This window comes from Rathayibacter sp. AY1H2 (genome assembly GCF_002931985.1).
Classification (GTDB): domain Bacteria; phylum Actinomycetota; class Actinomycetes; order Actinomycetales; family Microbacteriaceae; genus Rathayibacter.
Map to the genome: position 1 here is coordinate 43897 of NZ_PSUV01000023.1, position 10068 is coordinate 53964.

Consider the following 10068-nt stretch of genomic DNA (forward strand, 5'->3'; position numbering starts at 1 on the left):
CCCTGTCGCCGAGGCGCCGTCCTGTCGGCGGCGCCTCGCGCGGCACGTCGGTGTCTCGCGGAGCGGGGCCGGAGCGGCCGTCGTGCGCGCCTCAGAGGGCCAGGCGCATCAGCACCCGGGGGAAGCCGTCGAGCACCGAGGTCGTGTCCGCGGCCTTCTCGAAGCCGGCGCGCTCGAACAGCGAGCGCGTGCCGACGTACGCCATCGTCCGGTCGACCTCCGCACCGGCGTTGTCGACCGGGTAGCCCTCGATCGCCGGTGCCCCGTGGGCTCGGGCGAACTCGACGGCGCCCTCGAGCAGCGGATGCGAGATCCCGCGCCCGCGGAAGCCGGGCCGCACGCGCAGGCACCACACGCTCCACACGTCGAGGGCGTCCACGTGCGGGATGCGCCGGTTCGTCGAGTAGCTCGTGTCGGCCCGGGGGTGCACCGCCGCCCAGCCGACCACCTCGTCGCCGTCGTACGCGAGGACGCCGGGCGGAGGATCCTCCGCGACGAGCTCCCGCACCCGGGCGCCGCGAGCGGGACCGGCGAGAGCCCGGTTCTCGACGGAGGAGCGGAGCCGGTAGCTCAGGCACCAGCACACGCTCGCGTCGGGGCGCTTCGGGCCGACCATCGTCGCCAGGTCGTCGAAGACGGTGGCTGCGCGCACCTCGATCGTCATGGCGGCAGCCTTCCACCGTCGCGATGCGCGGACAAGCCGTTCAGAACTCAGGACGAACGACGAAGGACTCCCTCCCTGCCGCGGAATCGGGGTCGCGGCACCACGTTCGTCCGGCATCCTCGACGCCCTCCGCCGATTCACCACTCCGCCGGATGAATCGCACCAGCACCCCCTGTTGGACGGCGCCTAGGCGGGGCGCCTAGCGTGGACGAGGTATCCAACGAAGGAGCACTCCCTGTGAAGCACGTCCCCCTCGGCACCTCCGGTGTCGACTCCCCGAACGTCGTCCTCGGCCTCATGCGCATCCCCGAGATGAGCGACGAGGCGATCCGCGGCCTCGTCGGCGCCGCCCGCGACTCCGGCATCGACTTCTTCGACCATGCCGACGTGTACGGCGGCGAGCTGCACCGCTGCGAGGAGCGCTTCGCCGAGGCGATGGCGCTGACCCCGTCGGAGCGCGAGCAGGTCGTCCTGCAGACCAAAGCGGGCATCGTCCCGGACGGCCCCTACTTCGACTTCTCGTACGAGCACCTGATCGCCTCGGTCGAGGGCTCGCTGAAGGCGCTGCGCACCGACTACGTCGACGTGCTGCTCCTGCACCGGCCCGACGCGCTCGTCGAGCCCGATGAGGTGGCCCGCGCATTCGACGAGCTGCACGCGTCCGGCAAGGTGAAGCACTTCGGCGTCTCGAACCAGACGCCGTACCAGATCGAGCTGCTGAAGAAGTCGCTGAACCAGCCGATCGTGGCGAACCAGCTGCAGCTCTCGATCACCCATGCGCCGCTGATCGCGCAGGGCGTCGCCTCCAACATGGTCGGCGAGGACCAGTCCGTCATGCGCGACGCCGGCATCCTCGACTACTGCCGCCTGAACGACATCACCGTCCAGGCCTGGTCGCCCTTCCAGGCGGGGTTCTTCACCGGCGTCTTCCTCGACAACCCGGCCTACCCCGAGCTGAACGCCGTCATCGACCGGCTCGCAGCGACGTACGGGGTCCCGGCGATCGCCGTGGCCACCGCCTGGATCACCCGCCACCCGGCGGGCATGCAGGTCGTGCTCGGCACGACGAACGAGCAGCGCGTGCGCGATGCGGCCCTCGGCTCCGATCTGCCGCTCACGCGGCCGGAGTGGTACGAGCTGTTCCGCGCGGCGGGCTACCTCGTCCCCTAGAGCTCCCACCCCGGAGGAAATGCGCGTCGGCGCAGAGAGGCACGGACTCCCCGGAGTCCGTGCCTCTTCCCGTCCCCGCGAGACGCCGGTCGGAACGCCCGCCGCGGTGTGCCGTGGACCGAAGCGGCATCTCGCGGGGGAGGGGCGGGAATAGGAACGGCACCCCTGCGTTGAACTTGAGCGTAACCGACTCAACTTCCTCAGGAGGACAGGTGCCCGACAACTACAGCGAGGCCGGAGCGAGCTCGTTCGACGACTTCCTCGCCCGCTACCTCGACGGTGAGCGCGCCCGCGCGGCGCGGTCGATCGACCTCAGCCGATTCCTCACCGCCCGTACCCGCGACATCCTGCAGTCCGCAGGACGCTTCGCCCTCGAGCGCGGCCAGACCGAGCTCGACGCCCTGCACGTGCTCCGCGTGCTCATCGACGACGAGACCGTCTCGCAGGCCGTGCGCCGCATCGGCGTCGACCCCGCCGCCATCGCCACCGCCGCGGAGGCGCGCCTCCCGCAGGCCGACGAGGCCCACGCCTCGCAGAACGCGGCCACCATCACCCCCAGCGCGCAGCGCGCGCTGTTCCACGCCTACCAGGTCGCCCGCTCCAGCGGCTCGACCTACATCGAGCCCGAGCACCTCTTCTTCGCGCTCGTGCTCGGCCAGGACGCCCCCGCCGGGCAGGTCCTCGCCCGCGCCGGCGTCACCGCCGAGGCCCTCACCCAGGGCATGCGCGAGACCGAGGCCCCGCAGCAGCAGGAGGCGGGACAGCCCGCCTCCGACACTCCGATGCTCGACAAGTTCGGCACCGACCTCACCGCTCTCGCCCGCGAGGGCCGGCTCGACCCGGTCATCGGGCGCGCCGACGAGATCGAGCAGACCGTCGAGATCCTCAGCCGCCGCACCAAGAACAACCCGGTGCTCGTCGGCGAGGCCGGCGTCGGCAAGACCGCGATCGTCGAGGGCCTCGCCCGCGCGATCGTGGCGGAGGAGGTCCCCGAGCAGCTGCGCGGCAAGCGCGTGATCTCGCTCGACCTCCCCGGCATGCTGGCCGGCACCCGCTACCGCGGCGACTTCGAGGAGCGCCTCACCGGCACCATGGACGAGATCGCGGCGCACTCCGGCGAGCTGATCGTCTTCATCGACGAGGTTCACACCGTGGTCGGTGCGGGCGGCGGCGGCGAGGGCGGCATGGACGCGGGCAACATCCTCAAGCCGCGTCTGGCCCGGGGCGAGCTGCACCTCGTCGGCGCCACCACGCTCAAGGAGTACCGCACCATCGAGAAGGACCCGGCACTGGAGCGGCGCTTCCAGCCGGTCCGCGTCGGCGAGCCCGGCATCGAGGACGCGGTCGCCATCCTGCACGGCCTGCGCCCCGCCTACGAGGAGCACCACCGCGTGCGCTTCACGGACGAGGCCCTGCGCGCCTCCGTCGAGCTCTCGGCCCGGTACCTCACCGACCGCGTGCTGCCCGACAAGGCGATCGACCTGATCGACCAGGCCGGCGCGCGCCTCCGCCTCCGCCTCGGAGCCGGCGTCGACACCGGAGCTCTGCTCGAGCGTCTGGCGACCCTGGAGGCCGAAAAGAACGCGGCCGTCTCGGCCGAGCACTACGAGGAGGCGTCCCGCGTCCGCGACGAGATCAGCGCCGTGCAGGCGGAGCTCGACGCGGCCACCGGCAGCGCCCCCGCGGAGGCGGTCGTCGGCGAGACCGAGATCGCGGCCGTCATCGCCCGCGCCACCGGCATCCCGGTGTCGCGGCTCACGGAGGGGGAGCGCGAGCGCCTCGCCCACCTCGAGACCGAGCTGCACCAGCGGGTCATCGGCCAGGACGACGCGGTCACCGCGGTCGCCCGGGCCGTCCGCCGCAGCCGCACAGGCCTCGGCGACTCCTCGCGCCCGGTCGGCTCGTTCCTCTTCCTCGGTCCGACCGGTGTCGGCAAGACGGAGCTGGCGCGCACCCTCGCGGGCTCCCTCTTCGCCGATGAGCAGTCGGTCATCCGCTTCGACATGAGCGAGTTCGGCGAGCGTCACACGGTCTCGCGGCTGGTCGGCGCCCCTCCCGGGTACGTCGGCTACGACGAGGCCGGTCAGCTGACCGAGCGCGTGCGCCGGAACCCGTACTCGGTGGTCCTCTTCGACGAGATCGAGAAGGCGCACCCCGACGTGTTCAACCTGCTGCTGCAGGTGCTCGACGACGGGCGTCTGACCGACGGCCAGGGGCGGACGGTCGACTTCCGCAACACGGTGATCATCATGACCTCGAACCTCGGCTCGGAGTTCCTGGCCTCGCGGTCGGGTGCGCTCGGCTTCGTCGCTCAGAGCGACGCGTCTGCCGAGGGCTTCGCCTCGGAGAAGGACCTGCGCGATCGCGTCATGGGCCGTCTCCGCGAGGCGATGCGCCCCGAGTTCCTCAACCGGATCGACGAGATCGTCCTGTTCCGCCGCCTCGGCCGCGAGCAGCTGCGGGAGATCGTCGGCATCGTCCTCGACACCACGCGCTCCCGCCTCGCTCCCCGCGAGGTGACGCTCGAGGTGACGGAGGCGGCCGTCGACTGGCTCGCCGAGAACGGCTACGAGCCGCAGTACGGCGCCCGGCCCCTGCGCCGGCTCGTCCAGCGCTCCATCGACGACCGGATCGCCGACCTGTTCGTCAGCGGCGAGGTCTCCGACGGAGGCGCGGTCCGCGTCGACGCCGTCGCCGGCGAGCTGCTGGTGACCTCGGCCGCCGCCCTCCCGCTGGCCGCGTAGCCGGTCCCGCTCCGACCCCCGTCCCTCCTCCTTCCGCGAGACACCGCTCGTGACGACGGCACCGCCCGTCGTCGCGAGCGGCGCCCGCGGAGGGGGAGGGGCGGGGGTCTTCGCGTCCCCACGGCTTGCCACAGCGGTCCGGGCGGGATAGACACGAGAGCACGAGAACCGGAGGCACGATGTCGAACCCGCGCTACTACGACCCCGTGGGCAAGGCGGTCCGGGCGCTGCTCGTGCTGAGCCTCGTCTGCTTCGCCCTGGCGGTGGGCATGTTCGCCCTCGACATCGTCATGCCCGGCACCATGACGGACGAGCGACGGCCCTGGGCCGAGGCCAGCGGGGCGCTCGCCTCGTTCGGCGTGCTGGCCCTCATCGTCTACTTCGCGACCGTCGCGATCGTCGGCGCGATCCGGGGCCGCGGGCAGTAGCGCCGGCTCCGACGCCGTCGTCCGACAGGAACGCGTCCGGCCCGCGGGATCCGAGGATCCTCGCGGGCCGGACGCGTTCTCGCGAGCCGTCAGGCGCCGGTCAGGGGCACTTCTTCGCGGTGATCGTCACCTTCAGCGTGGCGTCCGGAGCGACGGGGGAGCCGCCGGCCGGCTCCTGCCCGGTGACCTGGCCGGCGTCGGGCGCCTTCGGGTCCTCGGCGCAGGCGAGCGTGATCTTCGTGAAGCCGGCTGCGCCGAAGGCGTTCTTCGCGGCCTCCAGATCCTGGCCCGTCACGTTCGGCACGGTCTTCTGGTTGCCGGAGCTGGTGAACACGGTGATCGCGGTGCCGCGCGGGGCCGAGCCCGACGGGTCGGCGCGGGTGACCGTCCCGACCGCGGCGTCGCTCGCCTCCGTGCCGCCCTGCACGACGCCGAAGCCGGCCGCCTCGAGCTTGGCCTCGGCGTCGGCGGAGGAGAGCCCGACGACATCCGGGATGTCGACCTTCGGGACGACCTGCAGCGAGCCGTCGGCCTCCGGGAAGTCCGTCCCGCCGTAGGTCGCGTCGGCGGCGCGCATGACGACCGGCCAGATGCGGTGGCGCGCGGTGGCGGCGGATCCGGAGTCGAAGGAGTAGCGGCCGAGGCGCAGGTTCGCGTCGCCCTTCACGTTGAACACGCCGACGGCGGTCGCGACGCGGGTGCTCGCTCCGGTCATCCAGGTGGCCTTCGCGTCGTCGGTGGTGCCGGTCTTGCCGATCAGCGGAACGCCGTCGCCGGTGCGGGAGGCGACGGCCGTCCCGCCGCCGGTGAAGGTCGCCTGCAGCGCGACGGCCGCGGTGGCGGCGACGTTGCGGTCGATCGACTGGCGGCAGTTCGCCGGGGGCACCGGCTGGTCGGCTCCGGCGGAGTCGGTGATGCGGTCGATCGCGACGGGGTCGCAGGTCGTGCCGCCGGAGGCGATGGTGGCGAAGGCGCCGGCCATCGAGAGGGGCGAGACGTAGTTCGTGCCGAGCACCGACGACGGGTTGTGCTCGAGCTCCTCGCCGCTGCCCTGCTTCACGCCCATGTCGACCGCGGTGTCGCGGATGCCGCACAGGTCGAGCTCACGGGCCATGCCGACGAAGCCGGTGTTCAGGGAGGTCTTCGTGAAGGACACCGGGGTGCCGACCTCGCCGGTTCCGCCCTCGTCGTTCTTCGCGCTCGTCTCGTTGCTCGTGTCGGTGCCGCCGGAGACGCAGGAGTCCGTGAAGGTGCCCCAGGTGGACTTGCGCGTCCCGTCGACCGACTCGTTGATGCTGTGGCCCTCCTTCAGCCACTCCACCAGCGTGAAGAGCTTGTAGGTCGAGCCCGGCTGGATCCCGGAGGATCCGCCGTTGGCCCGATCGGTGCTGTAGTTCACGGCGCTGTAGGACGGGTCGGTCGTGAGGACGTCCGGATCCTGCGAGTACTTCTTGTTCTGCGTCATCGCGAGCACGCGCCCGGATCCGACCTCGACGCTGACGGAGACGGCTCCGACGTCGAAGTTCCAGGTCTGCGGGACCTGCGCGTCGACGGCGGCGACGGCCGCGTCCTGCAGGCCGACGTCGAGCGTCGTGTAGACGTCGAGGCCGCCGCGGCGGAAGTTGGTCCAGCGGGTGTCCTCGTCGGCGCCGAAGATCTCGTTGTTCTTCAGGACGTTGGTGACGTAGTCGCAGAAGAAGCCCGCGTTGCCCGCGGTCGAGCAGCCGGTGCTGGGCTGGGTGATGCGGGGCTCGATCGGAGCGGCGACGGCGGCGTCGTGGTCCTCCTGCGAGATCTTCCCCTCCTCGAGCATCTTGCCGATGATGTAGTCGCGGCGGTCCTTGTTGCGGGCGTAGCCGTTCGCGGCGCCGTTGTCCGGGTTGTCGGGCTGGTCGATCCGCAGGACGGCCGGGTTGTTGACGATCGCGATGAGGCTCGCGGCCTGGGCGATCGAGAGGTCCGCGGCCGAGGTCGCGTAGTAGTAGTTCGCGGCGGTCTCGAGGCCGTAGGTGGTGCCTCCGAAGAACGCGATGTTGAGGTAGCCCTGGAGGATCTGGTCCTTCGTGTACTGCTTCTCGAGCCCGATGGCGAGCTTCATCTCGCGGAGCTTGCGCTCGGGGGAGGTCCGGGTGGCCTCGTCGATCGCGGCCGCGCGCTCGGCGTCGTCCGAGATGTTGCGGACGGCCTTCTCGACGAGGACGTTCTTCACGTACTGCTGGGTGATCGAGGATCCGCCCTGCACGTCGTTGCCGAGCACGTAGGTCTGCGCGACGGCGCGGAGCGTGCCGGGGAGGTCGACTCCGCCGTGGTCGTAGAAGCGGGGGTCCTCACCCGAGACGGCGGCGTCCTTGGCGGCCTGGGCGATGCGGTCGAGCGGCACCTCGACGCGGTTCTCGACGTAGAAGGAGGCGAGTAGCTGCGGGCCGTCGGAGCCGGTCGCGTAGATGTTGCTCTTCTCGGAGAGCTTGTCGACCTCGAGGTAGTCGGGCAGGCCGTCGAAGACGCCGATCGACTGGTTCGCGGCGACTCCGGCGAGCGCCACGGCCGGGGTGACGGTGGCGGTCACGAGGACTCCGGCCACGACGCTCATGCCCAGGAAGCCCACGATCGCCTTGACCACACCACCGGTGGTCCTTCTGTCGGACGCCAAACCTTCTCCTTCGCGAATCCCCCCGGATGCTGCGACGACCGCGGCCGACGCCCTGCACGCTCCGTGCGGCAGGTCAACCTCGACAGACTAACCCGAGAGCCCCCGAAGACGAAGGCCCGGCCAGAGGCCTGAAAAGACCCTGACCGCCCCCGGAGGACGGCGTTCCCTAGGCTGTCGGCATGGCGAGCCCCTCCTCCGACTCTCGACCGGCCGACGCGACGACCCCGGAGGCCGCTCCGGTCGCGCCTCCGCAGGCCGTCCCCGCACCGCCCACGGGCGCCCTCTCGTACGCTCTCGGCTTCCTCGCGTTCATCGGGATCCCGTTCCTCAGCCTGATCGTGGGCGGCATCGTCATGGCCTCCGTGTACCCGTCCGCCCGGAGGAAGGGCGGGCTCGCCGCCGAGAACGCGCGGAACGCGGCGAACTGGGGCCTGACGGTGATCCTGATCGGGGTCGTGACGCTCGGCGCGCACGTCGTGCTGCTCTTCGCCGCCTCCGACACCCCGCTCGCGAAGGACTTCTATCCGATCGGCATCCCGATCACGCTGTTCGCCGTGCTCTGGCTGGTGCACTTCGTGCTGATCATCTGCGGACTGGTGAAGGCGAACCAGCGCGAGGTGTTCCGTCCGCGCATCGCGATCCCGTTCCTCCGCCCGCCCGCGGCCTGAGCTCAGGCGCCGACGGGCCAGAGGTAGCCGAGCCCCGGCGGCGTGCCGGGGAACAGCGGGCCGTAGTGGTCCTCGTCCTTGGCCACGAGCTTCGAGCGGTGCGAGAGGTGCAGCCGCTCGTCGCCGAACCACGGCGGGAGCGCGTAGTCGCCGGTCAGGTAGGCGGCGAGATCCTCCGGGGCGGCGGCGAGGGCCTCCTCGGTCTTCACGAGGCACGTGTCGGCGAAGCCGCGCTCCGTCCACTCCGCGCAGGTCTCGCGCTGGTAGGTCATCAGCGCCGGCCGGTAGCCCCGCCACATCCGCGTGACGGGGTGGTTCTGCCAGCCGTACCCCGGGACGGTCAGCGCCCGCATGACCTGCAGCGTCTCGACGCGCTGCTTGCCGAGCCGCTTGCCGTCGAGGGCGCGGACGCTGCGGTGGAAGTCGGGGTAGGGGAGGAAGGTCTGCACGCCTCCCAGTCAACAGCGGCCCGTCTCCCTCCGGCCACCCTCCCGTCACGCCGATGTCGCCTGGCGTGCGTAGCGTCCGGGGCATGACCGGACTCCCCCTCCTCGCCACCGACGACGTGCAGCTGCGCTGGGCGCGGCCCGAGGTCCTCGACTCCGCCCGCCACCGGATGCTGCGCCTGCTCACCCTCGCCGAGCGCCTGCGCTACGAGGCGACGAGTCGGCGCGAGGTCCGGGACGGCTTCCTCCTCGGCCGGGTCCTCGTGCGCGAGCTGGCCGCCGAGACGCTCGGGATCGATCCCCTCGAGGTCGCCGTGGACGCGCGCTGCGAGCGCTGCTCCGGACCGCACGGCCGCCCGGTGCTCCGCGGCGAGCACCCGGCGCTGGAGCGGATGCGGATCAGCATCGCGCACTGCGACGGCGCGGTGGTCGCGGCGCTGGCGACCGGACGCGACATCGGGATCGACGCGGTGCGCGCCCGCACCGTCCGCGACCGCGTGGCCTCCGGGGCGACGACGGCGGAGCAGGTGCTCGCCGATCTGCGCTCGCAGGCGGTCGCGAAGGCCGACGGGCGCGGGACCTCGAGCGACGAGCCCGTCCGCTTCCGCACCAGGGAGGGTGCGACCGAGGCCTGGATCGAGGGCTCGAGCCGCTACTTCGCCGTCTCGGAGCCGACGGTCCACTCCGCGCTCGTCGTGGCGGTCGCGGTCGCTCAGGAGTGACCGCGGGGCGCGGTCCCCGGCCGTTGCGCTGGTCCGCGCCTAGGCGAACAGCGACAGCGTGATCGTCGAGCGGTAGGAGCCGGCCTCGACGTCCGGCTCGGCCAGCAGCCGCAGCTCGGCGTCGGCGCTCCAGGTGCCGGCCCCGCCGGCGGCTCCGAGCAGCAGCGCGTCGCGCAGGCCCGCGCCGCCCTCGAGGGAGGAGGCGACCGGATCGCCCGCGACGGCGCCGGTGCCGGTGATCAGGCGCGGGGTCCAGCCGAGGTGGTCGGCTCCGATCGAGGCGCTCGGGCCGGTGAGGGCGCTCGCCGAGGCGAGGACGTACCAGTCGTTCTGTGCGCCGACGCGCGAGTCGGTGACGGTGACCGTGGGGAGCCCGCCCGTGAACCGGCGCTGGAGGGCGGTGGAGCCCGACTCGGCGAGGTCGACGGCGTCGGCGGCGACGGAGAGCGAGAGGGAGCCGGGCTGCGCCGGAGGGGTGATGTCGACGTCGACGTCCACTCCGTCGAGGTCGTGGAGCAGGGGCGGCGTGCGGACCGGGTCCTCGCCGGTGAGGGGATCGGCGGCGTCGGGCGGGGT

Annotated in this window: 9 protein-coding genes; 5 read left to right on the top strand and 4 right to left on the bottom strand. The window is 72.1% G+C overall.

The annotated features are described in order from the left end of the window. Positions 1-91 precede the first annotated feature (91 nt). A complete protein-coding gene (locus C5C29_RS14670; RefSeq protein ID WP_104308510.1) occupies positions 92-664 on the bottom strand; it encodes a GNAT family N-acetyltransferase in 573 nt (190 codons plus the stop codon). A 237-nt stretch (positions 665-901) separates the two neighbouring features. Here C5C29_RS14670 and C5C29_RS14675 point away from each other — a divergent pair, with 237 nt between their 5' ends. From C5C29_RS14675 to C5C29_RS14685, 3 genes are all read left to right on the top strand, one after another. Further along, the gene (locus tag C5C29_RS14675) at positions 902-1834 is read left to right on the top strand and encodes an aldo/keto reductase family oxidoreductase (protein ID WP_258059515.1); all 933 of its coding nucleotides are present in this window, start codon (positions 902-904) and stop codon (positions 1832-1834) included. A gap of 212 nt (positions 1835-2046) precedes the next feature. Continuing rightward, positions 2047-4578: an ATP-dependent Clp protease ATP-binding subunit gene (locus C5C29_RS14680; RefSeq protein ID WP_104227170.1), complete on the top strand. Its 2532-nt coding sequence runs from the start codon at positions 2047-2049 to the stop codon at positions 4576-4578. 179 nt (positions 4579-4757) lie between these two features. Next, positions 4758-5006 carry a hypothetical protein gene (locus C5C29_RS14685; protein ID WP_104224361.1) on the top strand — a complete coding sequence of 83 codons (249 nt, stop codon included), beginning with the start codon at positions 4758-4760 and terminating at the stop codon, positions 5004-5006. Between the two features lie 100 nt (positions 5007-5106). Here the strand turns inward: C5C29_RS14685 and C5C29_RS14690 are convergent, their stop codons facing one another. Then, positions 5107-7656 (bottom strand): transglycosylase domain-containing protein, encoded by a 2550-nt coding sequence (locus tag C5C29_RS14690; RefSeq protein WP_258059513.1) that lies wholly within the window; start codon positions 7654-7656, stop codon positions 5107-5109. Between the two features lie 179 nt (positions 7657-7835). Between C5C29_RS14690 and C5C29_RS14695 the strand changes: the two genes are divergently transcribed. Continuing rightward, positions 7836-8324, top strand: coding sequence for a DUF4870 domain-containing protein (locus C5C29_RS14695; RefSeq protein ID WP_104227169.1), 489 nt, complete (start codon positions 7836-7838; stop codon positions 8322-8324). Between the two features lie 2 nt (positions 8325-8326). Here the strand turns inward: C5C29_RS14695 and C5C29_RS14700 are convergent, their stop codons facing one another. Beyond that, positions 8327-8773 (bottom strand): MSMEG_6728 family protein, encoded by a 447-nt coding sequence (locus tag C5C29_RS14700; RefSeq protein WP_104227168.1) that lies wholly within the window; start codon positions 8771-8773, stop codon positions 8327-8329. A gap of 83 nt (positions 8774-8856) precedes the next feature. Between C5C29_RS14700 and C5C29_RS14705 the strand changes: the two genes are divergently transcribed. Continuing rightward, on the top strand, positions 8857-9492 hold the full coding sequence (locus C5C29_RS14705) for a 4'-phosphopantetheinyl transferase superfamily protein (protein ID WP_104224364.1): 636 nt from the start codon (positions 8857-8859) through the stop codon (positions 9490-9492). A 39-nt stretch (positions 9493-9531) separates the two neighbouring features. Here the strand turns inward: C5C29_RS14705 and C5C29_RS17240 are convergent. Then, a partial coding sequence (locus C5C29_RS17240) for a hypothetical protein (protein WP_104308511.1) occupies positions 9532-10068 on the bottom strand: 537 nt, incomplete at its 5' end.